This window comes from Streptomyces flavidovirens DSM 40150, assembly GCF_000429085.1.
Lineage (GTDB): Bacteria > Actinomycetota > Actinomycetes > Streptomycetales > Streptomycetaceae > Streptomyces > Streptomyces flavidovirens.
Genome location: NZ_AUBE01000031.1, coordinates 1 through 19,451, shown reverse-complemented (window position 1 = coordinate 19,451; position 19,451 = coordinate 1). Strand labels below are relative to the sequence as shown.

At 67.9% G+C, this 19,451-nt stretch carries 17 protein-coding genes and 6 pseudogenes; 14 read left to right on the top strand and 9 right to left on the bottom strand.

The window, feature by feature from the left end:
- Positions 1–32 precede the first annotated feature (32 nt).
- From G412_RS38600 to G412_RS38595, 3 genes and pseudogenes are all read left to right on the top strand, one after another.
- Positions 33–1,031, top strand: a pseudogene (locus tag G412_RS38600) (IS5 family transposase).
- 316 nt (positions 1,032–1,347) lie between these two features.
- Positions 1,348–1,689, top strand: a complete 342-nt coding sequence (locus tag G412_RS0128040) for an STAS domain-containing protein (protein WP_028814972.1) — start codon at positions 1,348–1,350, stop codon at positions 1,687–1,689.
- 353 nt (positions 1,690–2,042) lie between these two features.
- Positions 2,043–2,252 (top strand): annotated as a pseudogene (locus tag G412_RS38595) (hypothetical protein); the annotation flags it as partial.
- A 175-nt stretch (positions 2,253–2,427) separates the two neighbouring features.
- Here G412_RS38595 and G412_RS0128035 read toward each other — a convergent pair.
- Positions 2,428–3,309: a universal stress protein gene (locus G412_RS0128035; protein WP_028814971.1), complete on the bottom strand. Its 882-nt coding sequence runs from the start codon at positions 3,307–3,309 to the stop codon at positions 2,428–2,430.
- A 292-nt stretch (positions 3,310–3,601) separates the two neighbouring features.
- On the opposite strand from G412_RS0128035, the pseudogene G412_RS41155 reads away from it, so the two are divergent.
- Positions 3,602–3,907, top strand: a pseudogene (locus G412_RS41155) (TerC family protein); the annotation flags it as partial.
- A 469-nt stretch (positions 3,908–4,376) separates the two neighbouring features.
- On the opposite strand, the gene G412_RS0128030 reads toward G412_RS41155, so the two are convergent.
- Entirely contained in the window at positions 4,377–5,654 is a 1,278-nt protein-coding gene (locus G412_RS0128030; RefSeq protein WP_028814970.1) for a hemolysin family protein, read from the bottom strand.
- Between the two features lie 189 nt (positions 5,655–5,843).
- Between G412_RS0128030 and G412_RS41845 the strand changes: the two are divergent.
- The 3 genes and pseudogenes from G412_RS41845 to G412_RS36310 form a co-directional block, all read left to right on the top strand.
- Positions 5,844–6,071: pseudogene (locus G412_RS41845) on the top strand (hypothetical protein); the annotation flags it as partial.
- Between the two features lie 244 nt (positions 6,072–6,315).
- Positions 6,316–6,633 (top strand): transposase, encoded by a 318-nt coding sequence (locus tag G412_RS37430; RefSeq protein WP_028814969.1) that lies wholly within the window; start codon positions 6,316–6,318, stop codon positions 6,631–6,633.
- Positions 6,634–7,148: 515 nt separating this feature from the next.
- The gene (locus tag G412_RS36310; protein ID WP_078607453.1) at positions 7,149–7,439 is read left to right on the top strand and encodes a transposase; all 291 of its coding nucleotides are present in this window, start codon (positions 7,149–7,151) and stop codon (positions 7,437–7,439) included.
- A 73-nt stretch (positions 7,440–7,512) separates the two neighbouring features.
- Here G412_RS36310 and G412_RS36305 read toward each other — a convergent pair whose 3' ends face one another.
- The 3 genes from G412_RS36305 to G412_RS39860 all read right to left on the bottom strand — a co-directional run bounded on the left by G412_RS36305 (position 7,513) and on the right by G412_RS39860 (position 8,779).
- A complete protein-coding gene (locus G412_RS36305; RefSeq protein ID WP_244283252.1) occupies positions 7,513–7,971 on the bottom strand; it encodes a hypothetical protein in 459 nt (152 codons plus the stop codon).
- Positions 7,972–8,110: 139 nt separating this feature from the next.
- On the bottom strand, positions 8,111–8,563 hold the full coding sequence (locus G412_RS37425; RefSeq protein ID WP_028814968.1) for a hypothetical protein: 453 nt from the start codon (positions 8,561–8,563) through the stop codon (positions 8,111–8,113).
- 6 nt (positions 8,564–8,569) lie between these two features.
- Positions 8,570–8,779, bottom strand: coding sequence for a hypothetical protein (locus G412_RS39860; RefSeq protein ID WP_157839176.1), 210 nt, complete (start codon positions 8,777–8,779; stop codon positions 8,570–8,572).
- A gap of 685 nt (positions 8,780–9,464) precedes the next feature.
- Here G412_RS39860 and G412_RS0127990 point away from each other — a divergent pair.
- Entirely contained in the window at positions 9,465–10,523 is a 1,059-nt protein-coding gene (locus G412_RS0127990) for an AI-2E family transporter (RefSeq protein WP_028814966.1), read from the top strand.
- A 963-nt stretch (positions 10,524–11,486) separates the two neighbouring features.
- On the opposite strand, the gene G412_RS40345 is transcribed toward G412_RS0127990, so the two are convergent.
- A complete protein-coding gene (locus tag G412_RS40345; RefSeq protein WP_167546497.1) occupies positions 11,487–11,651 on the bottom strand; it encodes a hypothetical protein in 165 nt (54 codons plus the stop codon).
- Positions 11,652–12,033: 382 nt separating this feature from the next.
- Here G412_RS40345 and G412_RS41840 point away from each other — a divergent pair.
- The 6 genes and pseudogenes from G412_RS41840 to G412_RS0127955 form a co-directional block, all read left to right on the top strand.
- Positions 12,034–12,474 (top strand): annotated as a pseudogene (locus G412_RS41840) (Na+/H+ antiporter NhaA); the annotation flags it as partial.
- A gap of 43 nt (positions 12,475–12,517) precedes the next feature.
- Entirely contained in the window at positions 12,518–13,453 is a 936-nt protein-coding gene (locus G412_RS41150; RefSeq protein ID WP_244283251.1) for a Na+/H+ antiporter NhaA, read from the top strand.
- Positions 13,335–14,363, top strand: a complete 1,029-nt coding sequence (locus G412_RS0127970; RefSeq protein WP_028814964.1) for a TerC/Alx family metal homeostasis membrane protein — start codon at positions 13,335–13,337, stop codon at positions 14,361–14,363. The genes G412_RS41150 and G412_RS0127970 overlap by 119 nt, the downstream gene beginning before the upstream one ends.
- A gap of 835 nt (positions 14,364–15,198) precedes the next feature.
- Positions 15,199–16,086: a DUF5655 domain-containing protein gene (locus tag G412_RS0127965; RefSeq protein ID WP_028814963.1), complete on the top strand. Its 888-nt coding sequence runs from the start codon at positions 15,199–15,201 to the stop codon at positions 16,084–16,086.
- Between the two features lie 228 nt (positions 16,087–16,314).
- Positions 16,315–17,112, top strand: coding sequence for a formate/nitrite transporter family protein (locus tag G412_RS0127960; RefSeq protein ID WP_028814962.1), 798 nt, complete (start codon positions 16,315–16,317; stop codon positions 17,110–17,112).
- 138 nt (positions 17,113–17,250) lie between these two features.
- Entirely contained in the window at positions 17,251–18,021 is a 771-nt protein-coding gene (locus G412_RS0127955) for a cation:proton antiporter regulatory subunit (protein WP_037650073.1), read from the top strand.
- A 367-nt stretch (positions 18,022–18,388) separates the two neighbouring features.
- Here the strand turns inward: G412_RS0127955 and G412_RS38585 are convergent, their stop codons facing one another.
- The 3 genes and pseudogenes from G412_RS38585 to G412_RS41835 all read right to left on the bottom strand — a co-directional run.
- Positions 18,389–18,844: a DUF4070 domain-containing protein gene (locus G412_RS38585; protein ID WP_244283259.1), complete on the bottom strand. Its 456-nt coding sequence runs from the start codon at positions 18,842–18,844 to the stop codon at positions 18,389–18,391.
- Between the two features lie 140 nt (positions 18,845–18,984).
- Positions 18,985–19,128: a hypothetical protein gene (locus G412_RS39855; RefSeq protein WP_157839175.1), complete on the bottom strand. Its 144-nt coding sequence runs from the start codon at positions 19,126–19,128 to the stop codon at positions 18,985–18,987.
- Between the two features lie 170 nt (positions 19,129–19,298).
- A pseudogene (locus G412_RS41835) lies at positions 19,299–19,451 on the bottom strand (IS701 family transposase); the annotation flags it as partial.

Sequence of the window (19,451 nt, the reverse complement as noted above, 5' to 3'; positions counted from 1 at the left end):
CCGGAAACGCGCAGGGCTGGTAGAACGCTCGCGTGACACGATGCGAACTCAGCGACGCCGAGTGGGAGTTGGTGGAGTCATTCCTGCCGGTCGGGCGCTACGTCCCCTACCCAAAGCACCTGCGTGAGCAGGTCGAGCGAGTGATCTGGCGGTTTCGCACCGGCAGCCAGTGGCGGGAGATGCCGCCGGAATTCGGGGCCTGGCAGACGGTCTACCAGCGGTTCGCCCAGTGGCGCGACGCCGGCGTCTTCCAGTCCCTCCACGAGGGCATGATCACCGAGGCTGCCTGCCGCGGACAAGCGGAGCTGTCCCTGGTCAGTGTCGATTCCACGGTGGCCCGTGCCCATCACGACGCGGCGGGCATGCGGGTGGGCGAGGACGTTCTGGCCGCGCTGGAGGAGACCGCCGAGCGGCCAAAGGGGGCGCCCGGAAAGGACAAAAGGAGTAGGTCGCGGCAGGAGCGGCTGAGGACGATCCCGACAGAGTTGAGCGGCGGCGCATCCGGCGTCGGCGCCGCGCGAGGCTGAAGGTTGCGGCACTCGGTCGCTCGCGCGGCGGACTGGCCAGCAAGATCCACCTGGCCTCCGACCGGCGCTGCCGCCCGCTGGCCTTCGAGGTGACCGAGGGGCAGGCTGCCAAGACAGCCCCCGGTTCATCGCCACCCTGGAGAAAGTCAAGGTCCGCGGCCCGGTGGGCCGCCCGCGCACCCGTCCGGACGCCGTCGCGGCGGACAAGGCGTATTCGTCCCGCGCCAACCGTGCCTACCTGGGCAAACGCCAGATCAAGGCGGTGATTCCGGAGAAGGCGGACGAGGCCGCCCACCGCAAGAAGCGCAGCAGCAGGGGCGGACGCCCCGTCTCCTGCGACGCCGATCTCTACCGGGAACGCAACACGGTGGAGCGGCTGATCAACAAGATGAAGGCGTGGCGGGCGTGGCCACCCGTTATGACAAGACACGGGACAGCTACCTGGCGGGGCTTCAGTTACGGGGGTCGATTATCTGGATCCGCAGCCTCCGCCCCACCACATGATCACGGCTCCGAACAGGCCCTAGTTGCGCAGGAACGGGTCCGAATGAACACCACCCGGCGTACCGCCCGTACAGACCACGCGTCACAGCTTCGCCCGGAACGAGACGCGAGAACTGATGGCCGCCACACCCGCCTTGGGTGTCAGGTGGCCCTGCGACGCACGAGAGACCGCCCTGTTCGAAGACGAGCGACCTTGGGCAAGCCGACGACTCCACCCGCGTCTTCCCCGAGCCTCTCGGACACGGCCGCAACACCGCCGCATCCGATGGGGAACGGGAAGCACGGGCCCCGTGACAGTCCGATGAGGAAGGCCACCGTGGCCACCGAATCCAGCCCCACACCCGCGCCCCGCCGCCTTCCCGTAGCGAGGACGACCGACGGCAAGGTTGCCACCCTGATCTTCAACGGCGCTCTGGAGGCACAGATGGTCCGCCCGCTGGAGGAACAGCTCGCCGATCCCCGACTGCGCCACGCCCCCAGATGGGAGCTGGAGATGAGCGAACTGACCCGGATGGACCTGGCGTGCGGCTACGCACTGCTCCGGGCAGCCACTACGTTGCCGGAGCCAGCCGAGCTCCACATCCTCGGGGCGCGCCGCGCTGTACGGCGGACCCTGCACGAAGTCCGCCTCGACACGGTCGCCACCCTCGAGGAGTGACCAGCGGGAGCCGCGCGACTGGACCGCCCTCTGCCGTGTGCGGTGGGCAAGCGGCACACCAACGTCCCTGGGTTATGCCGTGCGCCTCGACGGAGCCGAAGGCAAGTCGACTGCTGTGACCAGCCGACGGAGGGCGGCAGGTCGCGCTGCCGTTCTGGGGATACCCGCACCGCGTCGAGAACAAGGCTGCGCGGACGGCACCTGACCGCAACCACGACTGCCGTCACCGGCGACCAGACAGCGCCACCATCGGCACAGGCGCCCTTCCAGCCACACTTCTGGACGACGCCCAGGCCGGGACCCGCGCGCGGGTGCGGGCGACAAGCGGAACCGGTGCGTCAAAATTTTCACGGATGCAGGCTTCCAATTCCCACGTGTGGGGTGCCTTCAGTGCTCGATGTGCCGTTTGGCTATGGGCGGCGTCCGCCGTCACCGTGGTGGTGTCGCCGGCCGTAAATCTGATGGCGCGCCGAGAGGCGCATGTCATCGGGTTCAAGGAAGCCGCCGCCTGGAGCGGGGTGTGGGTCGGGCTCGCCGTCGTCTTCGGCGGGGTCGTCTTCCTGGGGTTCTGGGCGGGACACCAGGGGCAGTGGCCGCGGCACCCCTATTTCGACCGGGCATGCATCCGGCCTGGATACACCAGGAACGCCGGGACAGGCGCTCTGGGGGCTCGCAGACTGCCTGCCGCAGATGGCACGCACTCCTTCGCATAGGTGCGCGGACCCATGTGTACGAGAGTCACATCAGACCGGCACGCACTACGGTGACGGGGCAGTGCGCATGATGGAGTACGGCTTGACTGACCGAGCCCAGAAGCAGTCCGGTGAATCCGCCGCGTCCGCGTGCACCCACTACCATGAGCTGGGCGTCACGACTCGCCTCGATCAGGGTGGGCCGCGTACGGCCTCGCAGGACACGCGTATGGGCGGTCACTTCGGGGTGCTCCTTCCGGTGCCCGGACAGGGACTCGTCCAAGAGGCGCTCCTCCTGGGCCTGAAGCGTCTCGACGTCACCGGTCAGGTCCACCAGGTCCGCCGGGCGTGCGTCACCGTGATCGCTCCACGTCCCCCACACGTGCAGCGCCACCATGTCCGCGCCTCGCAGCGAAGCCTCCTCGAAAGCGAATGCGACCGCCCCACGGCTCTGGGGAGTGCCGTCCACCGCCAGCAGCACCGGCCCGTCCTCTGCCAGCCGGTCCCGCACCACCATCACCGGGCAATGGCTGTGAGAGGCCAGATGGAGCGACGTCGAACCCAGCAGAAGCCCTGCGAAGCCGCCCGAGCCGCGATGGCCCACCACCATCAGCTGCGCCGTCCGCGACTCCGCCTCCAGTGCTGTGACCGCCTCGCCCCCGATGACCGCCTGGTCGGCCAGCACCCCGGGCGCGGCAACCAGGGCTCGTTCGACGGCTTCGGCGAGCAGACGCTCGACGGTTTCTCGCACGCCCCCCGTGGGCGGGCCGAGCGGCGACCCGCCGGGCGGAACATGCATGGCGAGCCAGATGAAGGCATGCACGACGTGCAGCTTGGCTCCCCTCATCCGAGCCTCTTGCGCCGCGGCCTCCACGGCCACCAGCGCGGAGGGGGAGCCGTCCACTCCCACTACGACCGGCCTGGGCATCACGCTGCGTTCTCCTCGCCATGGCGTCGACGCGGGCAACGGCCCGGCACCCTGCTCTCCCAGCCTCTCGCACCGCCGATAGGGGTGCCACCGCGGGCCGGTCCCACGGTCGGCTGCAGGTGCGGCTGCCCCTGAGGGGCAGTGATCGCGGTCGGAGGACCCGCGAGGCCAGAGCCCAGGTGCTGTCATGCCGCGTGAGGCGATATGCAACAGATACGTATGAAAGGTCGGCGTATTCCGACACCGGCCGCAGGGAGGCTGGCCACGTGTACGCAGTCCCCTCTGGCTATGGTTGGCGTTCACCACGACCGTGGTGGTGTCGCTGACGGTGGACCTGCTCGCCCACCGCACAACACATGTCATCGGGTTCAGAGAGGCCGCGGCCTGGAGCAGGTCTTTGGGTTGGCCTCGCGCTGCTCTTCGGCGCCGTCGTCTTCGCCATCCTCGGTACGACGGCAGGAACCAAGCACACCACCGCCTGGCTGCTGGAGAGCAGCCTGTCGGTCGACAACCTCTTCGTCTTCGCCGTGATCTTCGCCTACTTCAAATTCCCCGCGCATACCAGCGCCGTTTGCTCCTCCTCGGCGTCATCGGCGCCCGATAACCGGACTTTTCTAAAAGGACGAGGCTGGTATGCCCAGTCTGCAAGCAGCGTGTGGACATGGTCATTAAGAGACGGCACGAGACGCTGAGGGTCTTGGTGCCCGTGTGGGCGCCTGGCTTTTGCCGTAATCCCGGCTGCCCCGAGTACCTGGAAACGCCCGAGCACACCATGACCAAAAATTCCCCTTGACCAGTCTTGGCGTGCCTTGCCAAAGCCCGTGGCGGTGGGCCCTGACTCTCGCCCCCACCTCGGCCGCCCAGCGGGCTGGGAACAACGTCGAAGTCCTTCGGCCCGCATCTGGCCGAACGCCTTGTCAGTTGACCGTCCCACGCTAGGCATCCGCTCAAGGCTGTCGATGACTGGGTCTTGGGCGGCCGGGTTGCTCGGGGCAGCCACAGCCTGAGGACTACGGCGGAAGGATGCGTCACGTCCTGCACATGAGCGCCAACGACCGGGGTTTCGGTTACCGACGCGGCGGTCGGAGACGCACGGTCGTGATGGCGTGCCGATGGATGCCGGTAATTTCGACGGACCAGCCCGCGAGCTCGATCTTCTGCCCGGGACGCTGCGGCAGGTTCCCCAATCGTGCCAAGACGAGGCCAGCGATGGTCGTGTAAGGGCCGCGGGCGAGGTCGCCGATGTCGATTCCGATGTCGGGCAGGTCGTGGATGGGGAAGCTGCCGGGCAGGACCAGGGATCCATCGCGTTGTGTGTGCACGGTCATCATGTCGCGGTCGGTCTCGTCGTAGATCTCGCCGACGATCTCCTCCAGGAGGTCCTCGATGGTCACGATGCCTCCGACAGAGCCGTGCTCGTCAACGACGACGGCGAACTGCTGGCGGGTGGCCATCAGGCGCCGCAACGCTTCGGAGACCTTCATGAAGTCGGAGTAGAAGGGCGCGGGGTGGGCGAGGCCGGCGACCGAGGTGCTGTCATCACTGGTAATGAGGTCGCGCAGGTGAACGATGCCGATGACCTCGTCGATGTGACCGGCTCGCAGGACCGGGGCGCGGGAGTGCCCGGAGCGGGCCAGGTCTATACGGGTCTGAGCGGCCGGCGTACCGTCGGGCAGGGCGAACACGGAGCGGCGCGGGATCAGGACGGCACGCAAGGGGCGCTCGTGGATTTCCAGGGCGCCGGAGATGATGGTGCGCTGCTCCGTGGTCAGTCCCCGGTGGCTGACGACCATGTCGCGCAGTTCTTCGTGGCTGGGGGGCTGCTCGGCCTCGCGCGGGTTGCCGCCGAGCAGGCGGACGACCAGGTCGGTGCTGCGGCTCAGGGCCCATACGGCCGGACGGGAGACGGTGGCCAGCACATCCAGAGGCGTGGCCGCCAGAAGCGCCCACCGTTGTGCGTACTGCATGGCCAGACGCTTGGGCGCGAGTTCGCCCGCCACCAGGGTCACAAAGGTCAGGATCAAGGTCACTAGGGCGATCGCCAGCGGCTCGGCGGCCCGCCCGGCGAAGCCCAGGACGGGCACCAGGGGCTCGGCCAGCGACACAGCGGCGGTGGCCGAGGCCAGGAATCCCGCCAGGGTGATGCCGATCTGGATGGTGGCCAGGAACCGGTTGGGGTCCTCAGTCAGGCGCACCAGCCGAGCCGCAGAGGCCCCTCCAGTGCGGCCCAGACGTCTCACCTGACTCTCCCGCAGGGAGATCAGCGCGATCTCACTCCCGGCGAACAGCGCATTCAGCACGATCAGCGCGGCAACGAGTACGAGGATGAACCAGTAGCCGTCCATAACGCCACAGTGCCATCAGAAGGCACCTGGTGCCGTGTGCGGCGGCCGCCCCGCACCGGCGCAGTGGGCGGCGGCGATCTGCTGGGGGATGAATCGGGCGCGTCCGTGATTTTGGCTCTGGCCGCAGTTCCGTGAATCCCCAGGTCAAGGGCGGGAACGCGGGATCGTTTCGGCAGAGTGTTTCCTGCTATGGCGAGCAAGACGGTCGAGGCGCTGTTTCCGGGGATCGACGTGCGAGTGGAGCACGTCAGCGACTCCACCGACGTCCTTGTAGCGGAGGCTGTGTCCACGGCTCACCCGGGCCGGTGCCCAGACTGCCGGAAACAGGCGAGGCACATTCAGAGTGCATACCAACGCACCCTGGACGAGCGGCCGTTAGCCTCTCGCCAGGTCATAGTCCGGCTGCGGGTGCGCCGGTACTTCTGTGACCGGAAGAGTTGTTTCCGCAAGACGTTCGTCGAGCAGGTGCCGCGCCTGTCCGAGCGGCACCGCCGCTCCAGCACCGGGTTGACAGGCTGGCTGCGGTCGATCGCGATCGAACTCGGCGGACGTCCAGCTGCGCGGTTGTGCCGCCGCCTGCGGCTGGTGGCGGGCCGGACCCGGCTGCTCAGGCTGTTGACGGCGCCGACGGTACCGGACCGCGCCCCCCCGGGTTCTGGGGGTGGACGAGTTCGCCTTCCGCGGGGGCTGCACCTACGGCACCGTGCTGGTCGACGTCGAGGCCGGCCGGGTCGTGGACGTGCTGCCCGACCGCACCTCCGAGACGTTCGCGGCCTGGCTCACCGGGCATCCCGGAGCCGAGATCATCTGCCGGGACCGGGCCAGCGCCTACACAAAGACGGTCAAGGAAGCCGCACCTCATGCCCTGGAAGTCGCAGATCGCTGGCACCTGTTGCAGAACCTGTCCGCCGCGGTGGAGAAGACGTGCCACCAGCACCGCCACTGCCTGCGCCAAAACACGCCGCGGAGGACACAGTGACCGAGGCGCCCGAGCCGCCCCCGATGTTGTTACCGCCCGCGGAGCTGCCCCGCACCCAGATCATCGAACGCACCCGCCACCGCTACGAGGGCATCCGCCGCCTGCTGGAGAAACGCTGAACGATCAGCGCCATCGCCCGTCGTCTGAACCTCGGCCGCAAGACCGTTCGCCGCTTCCGCGACACCGACCTCGACGAGTTGCTGGCCTCCGCCCGCGAGCGCTGCCCCAACGGCGTCCTGGAGCCGTTCAAGGCATACCTCAACGCCCGCTTCACCGAAGCGCCCAGGGCCAGGTCAGCGGCACACGCCTGTTCCTAATGATCCAGGCTCGCGGCTACAGCGGCAGCCGCCAGGTCGTCCGCAAACACCTCGCCGCCCTCCGCGCGGGCACCGCCGAACCGGTCCGGGCCGACATTCCGAGCCCTCGCGAGATCACCTCGTGGATCATGCGGCCCCGGGAGACGCTCACCGAAAGCCAGGGCGAGCGACTCCTCCAAGTCCGGCTCGCCTGCGCGGATCACCCGGGCCTGCGATCGCGCTCGGGCGTTCGCCAATCTGGCCCGCCACCAGCGCGGATACCTGTTGCTGGAGTGGATCCGGCAGGCCGAGCAGGACGCACCGAAGCCCATAAGGGGCTTCGCCGGCTTCCTCCGCCAGGACCTCGACGCTGTCACCGCCGGGCTCACCCTTCCGTGGAGTTCCGGGGTGGTCGAAGGGCACGTGAACCGGGTGAAAACGCTTAAGCGAGCCATGTATGGACGAGCCTCATTCGAACTCCTCCGGACCCGCATCCTCACCCAGTCGTGACCTGCATCAATCAGCCTAAAACACTGCCCTCATTGCCAGAGGTCAGCTCCGTCGCGCCCGCTGGGATCCATTGTCAGGAGGTCTTCATGCAGGCCCGACAAGGCCCGCCCAGTCGGAGAGCCATCTTCGCCCACTCCATGACCACCCAGCCCGCCTCCACACCCGACACGTTCACATCGCCGCCGGCGTCCAGCTCGTCGAGCGTCGCGAACACCACCTCATAGGCAACGGCTCGGACCAGGCGAACAAGGTCCTCCCGGTCCGCACCGGCGGCAAGAAGGCGTTGCGCGGCTGGCAGTTGATCGAGCCAGCCCGGCTCGGCCCAGCCGTCGATCGCACCGTGCCACAGGCTCCGCAGCAGCACGAATCCCGCGAGCTGCGGAAGGTCTTCCATGACCTCCGACTTGATCAAGTCGACAGGATCGGTCACGCCGAGGGCGCTGAACTGGGCACGCAGCGACTCCGCGGCAGCCTTTCGTGGCACGTCCAGGCTGTTCAGCCATTCCTGCCATGCTGGTTGAGGATCACTCACCGCGACAGCATGCCCTACGGTCGGGAGACGGGGCGATCGGCGCATCTGTCTGTGTTGGCGCACCAGGCGCTGTGGTTCACGAAACTGCGGCCAGAGCCAATCTCAAAGAGCCCTATTAAGGGCGGGCCGGCGGAGCGCCTCAGCCAGCCCGGCAGTCGCTTGCCGCGCGGGCCGGGGGCAGGGCCGCCCCGGCCAGGAAGCCGCCCAGGGCTGCGGTCGGCAGTCCGAACGGCCCGTGGTCGGCCGGACCGGCGTCGACCACACCGAGCAGGCAGAGCACGCAGGCGGCGTAACCGACCGTGGTCGCGGCGGCGTGCGGCCTGGGCCGACCGAGCGCCCTCGGCGTCCACCAACTGCGCGAGGTGAGGTCGCTGCGCCGCATGCCGCGCGTTTCGAGCCGGCCGAAGACCGCCACAAGCACGGTGAGGAGCACGGCCTGCCAGGGCAGTTTCCACAGCAGCCACGCTCCCGTGTCCGCAGTGGGTCGGGGCAGCGGGACCAGACCGGAGGCGTACACGGCCACGGCGACGAGCACGAGCGCGCTCGTGTGCCACAGCAGCGCGGTGAAAATCGCCGAGTTCTCTGCGATCACGGCTATTCACGGCTCGAGGCGTTGCATCCACCGATTCCCCACGTCGCGCAGGAGTAGCACCAGTCCCAGCTGAGCCGTGGCCAACGCCAGCATCGCGAGCGTCGGCGGCGAGAGGTTACGGAGCGGCATGCCGGCATAGTCGCCCATGCTGACCGCGGAGGGGCCGGCAGCCGTGAGCAGCACCGCCACCCCGGCACCGCCCACCTGCAGCGGCACGGCCACTCTGAGCCGGAACGGGAGCGCCCCGTCCTGCGGCGAAGCCGATCTGGTGCACCGCCAGCCAGGCGAACAGGTAGTTACCCAACTGCAGCGTCGGCGCGTCGAACGCCAGACGCGCCACGGCCCCGCCGCGACCAGCCCCACCAGCACCAGCGGCACGACCAGCCCCGCCCGCCGGTGCAGGCGGTGCATCAGTGGCGTCCGAAAGACCACCATGAGGTAGAGAGCAGAAACCACAGCGGGATGGAGGCCAACCACACCGCTCGGCCCACCTGGGCTGGATCGACGCCCGCCAGACGCGCGATCAGCGCGGCGGTGGGGAGCGTCACCATGAGTGGGGTCGTCGGCCGTACGAGCCGTGCGCTGCGGTTGAGCAGCCAGTCGGCGATTTCGCCGCCCCTATGAGTGGCGGGGTCAGGGAGGCGGCGGTGGCGAACCCGCCCACCATGAAGAACACCGGCATCACCTGGACCAGCCAGGTGATCGGGCGGCCCTAGCGTTCCCACTGCGGCGGTGTGCGCTATGCGAGCTCGCGTGCAGGCCGGGCATGCGGCCATCATAGGAACGCAGGGCTGACGAAGATCGCAGCCAGCCACCGGGCGGCGCATGCCGGGAGCTGACGGCATGTCAGCGGGCGGGCCGGTTGCGCAGTATCGGTGCCGACGGTGCGTACCCTGGGCGCGTGCAGCTGCTTCCGGAGCCTGTTCGCCGGGTGGCCGCCTGGTGCGCCGTGATCCTGTTGGTCGCCGGGGTCGGCTACGACGGGATCCAGGTGTGCGTGGCGCTCCGGGCGGCCGTCGTTCCCGTACTGCTGGCCCTGCTCGGCACCGGGCTGCTCCTCCCCTTCCACCGGTGGCTCGTGAAGGCCAAGGCCAACCGGTCCGTCGCCGCCGGGCTCACTTGCGCCGCTGTCCTTGCGGTGGTCGGCGGCGCCGTGTGCGTCGTCACCATCGCGCTGGTCGACACCTGGGGCCAGATCATCGCCTCGCTGCGGAAGGCGGTGCGGCAGGTGGCCGATCAGTTCGGGGCGGTCGGCACCACGCTGGAGGATCTCGCCGATCACGCCCTGGATGTGCTGGGCAGGTTCGGCGGGTCGGTCGCTACCGGGGTCGTCACAGGAGTGAGCGTCGTCGCCCAGGCCCTGGGTATGGCGGTGCTCGCGGTGCTGCTGGTCTTCTTCTTTCTGCGCGACTCCGACCGGGCCACCGGCACCCTGCGCTCGCTCGTACCGCGCGGCGGCGCCGATGCCGTCGAGGCGATGGCCCGACGGGCCTTCGAGGGCGTCGAGGGATTCATGCGGGGCACCACCGTGGTAGCGCTCATCGACGCCGTCTTCATCACCGCCGGCCTGCTGATCCTGCGCGTGCCGGGCGCCATCGGGCTCGGCACGATCGTCTTCATCGGCGCCTACGTCCCCTACCTCGGCGCCTTCGTCTCCGGGACCGTAGCCGTGCTCGTCGCGCTCGCCGACCGCGGGCTCGTCATCGGGCTGTGGGTGGTCGGGCTAGTACTTGTAGTACAGGTGCTGGAGGGAAACATCTTCCAGCCGATGGTCCAGAGCCGGACCGTGCGGATTCACCCCGCGGTGATCCTGGTGGCGCTCACCGCGGGCGCGTCCGTGGCCGGGATCGTCGGAGTGCTCCTCGCGGTGCCGGTCACCGCCGCCGCTTTGGGAGTCATCCACGAGCTGCGCATGCGCTACGCATCGTCCGGGGATCCGCCGCCCACTGCGGGGCCGTGACGCGGAGCCGCCTGCGGACCCATGGAGGTCGAACCAGGACTGCGCCTCAGCTCACCGTAGACGCGGTGCCAGCGCGGGTGGAGGAGCCACCGGTCCAAAGGAAACGCCTGCTCACCCGGGTTCGGCGGTTCCCTTTCCTTTCGACGCTTTGCCGGTGCGGTTTTGGGCCGCGTGGCCGGTATCCGGATAGGTGTACTGGAGCTTCCTGGTCATTTTCGCCGTGATCCTCGTGGGGCTGAGGGCGGCTTCCGGGAAGCTCATTCGGATCGCCCGGCATGGCAGTACTGGCTCGCCTCAGCGTGACCGCGGTGGTCTTCCTGCGCCGTGGCTGGTCGTCGTCGGCTGGTTCGTCACCGCGGTGGCCGCAGCGGAAGGCGGCCAGGCGAAACTGCGCGAACTGCTGGGAGGATTGCCGGTAAGCGACGCGGTGACGCCCGATCCGGTGACCGTCCCGAATACCACGACGGTCAGCAACTCCTCACCGACCCGCCCTATCGCTACCGCCACTCGGCCGCCTTTCCCGTCGTCGACAACGAGAACACCGCGGTGGGCCTGGTCACCCTGAAAGGCGCAGACGCGGGTCCCGGAGACGGAGCGCGAGTCCACGACCGTCGCCCGTGTGATGGCGCCGGTCGACGACCTGCCGACCCCCCACTCCGACGAACCGATGGCCCGGCTCATGCCGAAGCTGCAGACCGGCTCCACCCATCCTGCCCTCATGCTGGAGGAAACCGACTGGTCGGCATCGTCACAGCCGGGTCACCTCCTGGCTCAGCTCTTCTTCCGCGTGGCGGAACCGGACCCTGTGCCGCAGGCTGGCGCCTCCAACGTCGTGCTGATGAGCGCCGGAGTGACGCGGATGCTGCCTCGCCGTCCCGGTCACCACTGCCTTTGGGCCCTGGCACCGCACCTGCGCACTGATGGACGCTCACGTTGCGCCGGAGGCTCGAGGAGTGCGGGAGTTCAGCGGTGCCGGCGACCTCCCCGGCGGAACCGCAGCGCAGCATAGGCGAGCGCGCAAATCAAGACGACCACGCCGATCGCGAGCAGGTACAGCAATCCCTCGACCACGGCACCGATGAGGCCCAGGACCACTGCTACGAGAATGAGGAACAGCAACAGGGCCATCGTGACCGCCTTCCGCGACACCGCCGTACACAAGGCGGCAGCCTTTTCCTCTTTCCCCCTGATTGTCAGTTGATGCCCTTCCTCGCGCTACTCGTCCGGGTCGTCAGCGCAGGTAGGATGCGCGCTGATACACGTGTCAGAGGGGGACGGGCACCCGGTACGACGCAGGGTCGACCACGCGGCGGACGCTTCCCGCAGGGCCGGTGGGGCGGCCGTGGCGTGATAGAGGGCCGGTAGCCCAGGAACACGCGGTCGGGTTGCTTGCGTAGCTGCTCGACTCTGCGATCGGCCCGAGTCCCCCCAGCCCGGTGGGGCGCGGTGCGGCTGCGGGCGATCTCTGCGAGAGTCGAGGCGAGCCGCGCGCACGGCCATCGCGAGCGGCATGACCATCGTGGGCAGGAAGGCGACGGAAAGCGTGGCTGGTTCGGTCAGACGCGTGGCGGCTGCGGTCGCTTCCCCGCTGCGGGCGTTCCTGCACGCGGAGAGTGCGGGCGGGATCATCCTGGTCGTTGCCGCAATGAGCGCGCTGGTGTGGGCGAACAGCCCGGCGGCAGACGGCTACGTCGAGTTCTGGCAGCAGAAGGTCAGCCTCGGTGGCGGAGCGGCGAGGGTGACCCACGACCTGCGGCACTGGGTCAATGACGGAGTGATGGTCCTGTTCTTCTTCGTCATCGGCCTGGAGATCAAGCGGGAGCTGGTCGTGGGGGAGCTGCGTGACCGCCGTGCGGCGACGCTGCCCGCGCTGGCCGCTGCCGGCGGTGTCGTTTTCCCGGCGCTGGTGTGCGTGGCCGTGGCCGGTAGTGGGGAAGCGGGGCGCGGGTGGGGTATTCCGATGGCCACCGACATCGCCTTCGCTGTCGGTGTCCTTGCGCTGCTGGGGGCGCCGCACCTCCAGCGGGGCGAAGCTGTTCCTGCTCAGCGTCGCCATCGTCGACGACATCCTCGCCATCGGCGTCATCGCGATCTTCTACACCGAACGCGTCAAGCTCTGGTGGCCGGCCGGCGCGGTGGCCGGGCTGCTGGTCGCCGCCGGTATGCGAAGGCTCGGGGTGAGCTCATCCTGGGCATATGTCCCCGTCGGGGTGCTGGTCTGGTTCGTGACCCTGGAATCCGGCGTGCACGCCACCCTCGCAGGGGTCGCGCTCGGACTGCTCACCCCCGCCCCGCCCGTGGCCGGGCGCGCAGTCCTGGACGACTTGGAGCGTTCCCTGCACCCGGTCAGCGCGTTCCTGGTGGTTCCGCTTTTCGCCCTGGCCAACGCAGGGGGCGACCTGCGCGGCGGCGCGCTCGGCGACGCCTTCGGCCAGCCGGTGACCTGGGCGATCATCACCGGGCTCGTCCTCGGCAAGATCGTCGGCATCGGCGGGGTGACCTGCCTGGTGCGCCGCCTGGGCTGGGGAGCCCTGCCCGCGGACATGCACCACCGCGAGATCCTCGGTGTCGCCGCGCTGGGGGGTATCGGGTTCACCGTCTCGCTGTTCATCACAGACCTTGCCTTCACCGACGCCGCCCTGATCGCCCAGGCCAAGGTCGGCATCCTCGCCGCCTCCACAGCCGCCGCCCTGGCCGGAGCGGTGCTGCTGCTCACCGCCCCGGCCGGCACCGGCGCAACCACCACGTCACCCCCGCCGAACCAGGACCGAACCGGAACTGACACCGACCCCGAAACCGAATGGAGGACCGGTGCTGGACATCAGCGCACTCACCTGGACCGTCACCGTCACCATCACCCTGATCCTCGCCCTGCTCGCCGTCGACCTGACCCTGGCCGCAGCCCGCCCGCACCGGGTCGGCTTCGGTGAGGCCACCACGTGGTCGGTGTTCTACATCCTCGTCGCCGTCGGCTTCGGCATCTGGTTCGCCGCGCGATACGGCGGCGAGTTCGGCACCGAGTACTTCGCCGGCTACATCGTCGAGAAGAGCCTGTCGGTCGACAATCTGTTCGTCTTCGTCATCATCATGTCGACGTTCGCCGTGCCGGCGGAACACCAGCACAAGGTGCTCACCTTCGGCATCGTGCTCGCCCTGGTCATGCGCGCGATCTTCATCGCGCTCGGCGCCACCTTGCTGGCGCTGTTCTCGTTCATGTTCCTGCTGTTCGGCCTGCTGCTGATCTACACGGCCGTGCAGTTGTTCCGGCACCGCGACGAGGACCCGGACATCGAGGACAACGTGATGGTGAAGGCCGCCCGTCGGCTCCTGCCGATCACCGGCGACTACGTCGGCGGCAAGCTCACCGTCCGCGTCGACGGCCGTCGGATGGTCACCCCGTTGTTCATCGTGCTGCTCGCCATCGGCAGCATCGACCTGCTCTTCGCGCTCGACTCCATTCCGGCGGTGTTCGGGGTCACGCGGGAGCCTTACATCGTCTTCGTCGCCAACGCCTTCGCCCTGCTGGGCCTGCGCGCCTTGTTCTTCCTCGTCAAGGGGCTGCTGGACCGGCTGGTGTATCTGTCTGCCGGGCTGGCGCTAATCCTCGCGTTCATCGGCGTCAAGCTCATCCTGCATTGGGCGCACGTCGACGTGCACGAGGCCATCCCCGAGATCCCCACCCCGCTCAGCCTTGCCGTGATCGCCCTCGTGCTCGCGGTCGTCACCGTGGCAAGCCTGATCAAGACCAGGCACGACCCGACCGCCAAGGCCCACCCAGGCTCCCTGCGCGCACATCCCCCCAAATCCGCGGACCCCGAGCAGGAAGCCGGCGCCCGCTGAACCGCGCTCGTCGCAGACGCAGACCCTGTGGGCCCGAGACAGGCTCGCCGGCTGCCGCGGTTCGCCGACCGCGACGCGGTATCGGACCAGCGCCCACGCGGTGCGGACACGGAGCCGTGCAGGCACTGGTAGGTGTGGTAGGGCTTCTACGGCAACCGCCGGCGAACGCGATCTCCGGCACTTCCTCCTCGTTACTGCTTGACGCGATACAAGCGCCATGCGGTCACGCCGACCGTGGCGTACACCCGGCGGAGGTCAGCGCCGCCCATTCGGCACGTACGGGCAGAAGTCATGGTCCGGTTGTGAGGAATTCCGGGGCCCTGCGGGGTGCCGACCTCCAGTTTGGCCGCGCCCCGGCTCCGCGTCGGCCGTGCCGTCCCCCGCCTACACCTGCGCCGGCACTGGCCCGTACGGTGAACCGCGGCCTGCGCCACGGCCGCGGTGAGCGGCGGCGTCGCTCCGGCCGACCCTGTGCGGCGGGGTGGATCTGCTTTTGGCCACGGCGGCCGTACGCGTGGTTCATCCCTGTTGGCGGGCCGTACACCCGCCCTCCGAGCGCTGCGGCGTGGCATGCCATCGTCTATCAGTTGACCGTGGGAGGGCTGCTCGGCGTGGTGCTCGGGCGCCTGCGGCAAGAGCATCGGCGGAGCCGCCGCCACCGACGAGCCATGCCGTCCATGGCCCTCCACTTGCGGGACCAGAAACCAAGCCGGCGCGACATCGCCACGAAGCTCTCCATCACCAAGGGCGCGGGTTCAGGTTCGGGCGCGTTCGGAAATAAATTCAACTGCTTCCGCTCTTCGTTACCGGTCACACTGGGTGCACGGGAGGGGCGGTGTCGAACCTGAAGCTCTACAGCACGAAGGGCGGCGTGACTGAGGTCACGTCGCGTCTTGCCGAGGTCGAAGCCGATGCGCAGCGTCTCGTCGAGGCCCACATGGAAGCACTGCTCGGGGTCCGCTTCCTGGCGAGCGAGTACAGCACCGGTGCGGTCCACGGTGGCTGGATAGACTCGCTCGGTCTCGATGAGAACGGATCCCCGGTCATCGTCGAGTACAAGCGGGGCGTCGACTCGGGCGTTATCAATCAGGGACTGTTCTACCTCAGCTGGCTGATGGACCACCGGGCGGAGTTCGAGCATCTGGTCCGCGACCGGCTCGGGATCACGGCCGCGGCCCAGGTGCTGTGGAGCGGACCGAGGCTTATCTGCATCGCCGGCGACTTCACTCGCTATGACGTGCACGCCGTACGTGAGCACCGGCGCAGCATCGATTTGGTGCGCTACCGACTCTTCGGCACCGACCTCCTCGGTCTTGAGGCCGTGGCCTCGGTCGCCGGGAAGTCGGGTGCGAACTGGCGGGCTCGTCGGCGCGCGGGCGGGCTCCAGGTGCCGCAGATGCGAACCGAGGCCATCGCGGAGCTGGCCGAGGCTGCCGACGAGGTTCTCCTCGGTTTGGGGGAGAGCGTCACCCGTGTCCAGCGCAAGACGTACGCGGCCTATCAGCGGCTGCGGAACTTCGCCTGCGTGATACCGCCCCAGCAGACCAAGGTGCTGGTCTACCTGAAGGCGGATCCAAAGACGGTAGACCTCGTGCCCGGGTTCACCCGGGACGTGACAGGGGTCGGCCACCATGGCACTGGCGACCTGGAGGTGCAGCTGCGCACCGAGCGGGACCTGGAGCATGCCCGGGATCTGTTCCGTGCGAGCTACGCAGCAGCGTGATCGCTTGACGGCACCTTGGCCATGAGCGCTTCACGCTTGTCTGTGGTCGTCTGGGTGGTGCCTTTCGACGTACGGGCGGTCGTGGCGGTGGGCTATCAAGATGCGCGGGATCGCCGGTTGGCTAACCGGCGATGCGTGTTATGCCGCCCCGTTTCGAAACCTGCGGCGTTCCACTGCCGCTACCTGTTTCAAGGCGCATGCGGACAGGCGACGTGGTAGAGATCACCCATGACGACAGCTCCGGCTCCCCGTGACATCTACGAGCGAGCCAAGAGGGAAGGCGAGCGCCGGCTCTCCATGCCGTTGTTGGAAAAGGCGTCCACCGGATTCATCGCCGGTGTCACGATCGTGTTCGGCATCGTGGCCCTAGGTATGGCGCGGGAGCTCGTGGAGCCGGAGCTTGGCCCTGGTGTCGGCAAGCTCGTCGGCGCGCTGGCCTTCGGTATCGGGCTGATTTTTGTTGTGATCGGCCGCTCGGAACTGTTCACGGAGAACTTCTTCGATCCTGTCGCTACAGCGATTGATCGCCGTCGGGCTTCGGCATGGACTCAGCTCGGCACCTTGTGGATTGTCGTACTGCTCCTCAATCTGGTGGGTGGGGCGATCATGGCCGTGGTCTTCACCGTGGAGGGCACGCTGCCTGCGGGAGCGCATCACAGCCTGGAGGAGGTAGCCAAGGACATCGCAAGCAAGAGCAGCCTGGCAACCTTCACCAGGGGCGTGGCAGCCGGAACGCTCCTGACGCTGCTGTCCTATCTCCTCCATGCCGTCAACTCCGCCACCAGTCGCATCATTTTGGCGTACGTGGTGGGATTCTTTCTCGCGCTGGGCCCGTTCGACCACGTCGTCGTTTCTGTGCTGCACCTGGTCTTCGGCGTATGGCTGGGTGACGCAGTGACCTACTTTGATGTCGGCTCCAATCTCCTATTGGCGGGCGCCGGGAACCTCGCAGGGGGACTGCTACTTATGACTTTGACGCACGCTGTGCAGGCAAAGGGAGCGCGCCGCTCGCACAATGCTCAATAAAGGTGCAGCCGCTGCTGGACACTGAACCAAGCAGGCCCTGGAGCCCCCGCGCTTCTACCCGTCCCGGTGACACTCTAGAACGGTGGTTCCTTCCAGGTCGCACGTGTGGAGCCATGAGTATGCGCTCGGGGGTCGAAGATGATCGGTGTTCTTTCGTTCTTTGTGGTCATCATCCTGTCGTTGCTGATCAATAGGGTCGCGACGGTCGCCCTTGTCCTTACCGGCATGTCACGCGAGGCAGCACGATTCCAGGCCCGCTCGACTTTCAGTGGCGTGGGCTTCACGACCTCGGAAGCCGAGACCATGGTCAGCCATCCAGTACGCCGACGTATCGCCATGACGCTGATGCTGCTCGGCAGCGCAGGCATGGTCTCTGTCGTGGCTTCGCTGCTGCTGTCCTTCACCGGCCTGCACGGCCGCGCCGACGGCCTGCTGCGTCTTGGCATCATTGTCGGCGGCCTGGGGTTTTTGCTGATCGTGCTCCGCACAGCCGCCGCCGACCGGTGGCTGACACATGTCCTGCAACGCCTTCTGCGCCGGTTCACCACCCTTGAGGCCAGGGACTACGCCGGTCTGCTACACCTGTCGGACAACTGGATGGTGGGCGAACTGCGTGTATGCGAAGACCACAGGGTGGTCGACCAGCCGCTGCGGAGGCTGGACCTGCGCGGGGAAGGCGTACTGGTGCTGGGCATCCAGCGGCGAAGCGGTCGTTGGGTCGGCGCGCCAAGGCCGGAAACCTGTCTGCGCGCCGGCGACGTGATGGTGCTCTACGGACCCCGGGAGGTGATCAGCGACCTGGACGTCCGACGAAGGGATTCTTCCGCAGAGGTGAACCGTGCCGCTGCCCGTGCCCGCTTCCAGCAGGAACTAGTCCGCCAGCAGGAGACAGATGACACAGCCCCGTGATCCTGTCACGCCGGACTGCGGCGCCCGTGCCGCACCTCCTGCCAATGGGCTGTTCTGTGCATGGCCGCCCAGCGGGCGGTCGCCCGGTCCGGTACAGCTGGCCGGTAATGGCAGGCACCGGCACCGTCCTCGCCGCCGCGGGAGCACCCCCGACTCTCGTCGGCGCAGCGATGTACGTCCTTGCCGGCCCTGGTAGCCCTGTACTGTTCACCGGCCTCGCGGCTCTGTTCACCGGGCTTGTGGGAGACGACATCTGGCTCGCGGAGCTCGTATCGGTGATGTCCTCGCCTGCCGTCGAACGGACAGCTGAAGGCGCTCCTGGTAACCAGTGGGGGGAGAACGACGTAGCCTTCACGCGATCGTCGGCTCAGGGAGCGGTTGGTACCGCGCCGCGTGGCGCGTAGAACGTTTTCTCGGCGCGTCCGGTAAGAGCCTCTTGAGTGAACGTAATGAGGTGGTGACCCACCAGGGCGGCATGCAGCATCCCTTCCACGTCACCGCGTCGTAGGGCAGGCAGTGCCATACGCCAAAAGGCTGTGCGGTAGGAGGCTCGGATCCCACAGTGCCACAGCACTCGGCCAGCGATTCGCAAGCCGCGCTGGAGCTCAGCACGGCTGGGCATGGCGGTCGATCGCGGACTGGTGGCTCGGTGGACGTATGTGTGCCGCATCTGGTGGGCGAAGCGTGCGAAGAGGCGCTCAGGGTCGTAGGCGTGGGCGATCGCTTGGCGCCAGCCATTGAGCACCACCGGGTAGGGCAGCAGGAACTCGACGTTCGACTCCCGTTCTCCTGGGTCGTCAAGAACTCGGTCTTCGGACTGCAGGCGTCGCCACAGGGGTGTGTGGGGAAGTGCGTGGAGCAGGTTGATGGTGAGCAGCGGGATGCCGCTGGCGTCGATGAAGCCGGTCAGACGGCCGTAGCTCGCCTCGGTGTCTGTGTCGAGGCCGATGATGATGCCGCCGACTACTTCGATGCCGTGGGCATTGAGGTGGCTACGGCTTCGAGTAGTGGCGAGCGCAGGTTCTGCCGCTTGTTCATGGCACGCAGCGCATCTGCGTCCGGGGTCTCAATGCCGGCGAACATGGTGGTGAAGCGCGCCTCGCGCATCAGGTCTAGTACTCCAGTTGCACTTTGCTATTGCCGCTGGTCAAAGGCTTGTTTTCGAGTGTAGCGAGCTGACTGTCCGCCATGTTGCCGGAGTTCGTGATGCGGGGTGCGGCGTTGGTAGTGACAGCGTTCGGCGGTGGCCTGGTGGCTGCGCCGGAAGCGGGACCATCTCAGGGCGTGCTGTGTGCGCTGACGGTGACCTGTTCCAGGGCGGCAAGCTGCCATGAGCTTGCGGATCTCCGCCAGGCTGAGCGGGACGAGGAAAGATCCGTTTCTGCGGCCCCCCTTTCAGTGATGCTGGCGGCAGCCATGGCGGCGAGGAA

What these genes read in the sequence shown, in the direction of transcription:
- G412_RS0128035 (WP_028814971.1), bottom strand. Translation starts at nt 3,309, where the DNA reads ATGCCCAGGCCGGTCGTAGTGGGAGTGGACGGCTCCCCCTCCGCGCTG.
- G412_RS0128030 (WP_028814970.1), bottom strand. Translation starts at nt 5,654, where the DNA reads ATGGACGGCTACTGGTTCATCCTCGTACTCGTTGCCGCGCTGATCGTG.
- G412_RS40345 (WP_167546497.1), bottom strand. Translation starts at nt 11,651, where the DNA reads ATGGCCCTGTTGCTGTTCCTCATTCTCGTAGCAGTGGTCCTGGGCCTC.
- G412_RS0127960 (WP_028814962.1), top strand. Translation starts at nt 16,315, where the DNA reads ATGACGACAGCTCCGGCTCCCCGTGACATCTACGAGCGAGCCAAGAGG.
- G412_RS0127955 (WP_037650073.1), top strand. Translation starts at nt 17,251, where the DNA reads ATGATCGGTGTTCTTTCGTTCTTTGTGGTCATCATCCTGTCGTTGCTG.
- G412_RS39855 (WP_157839175.1), bottom strand. Translation starts at nt 19,128, where the DNA reads ATGCGCGAGGCGCGCTTCACCACCATGTTCGCCGGCATTGAGACCCCG.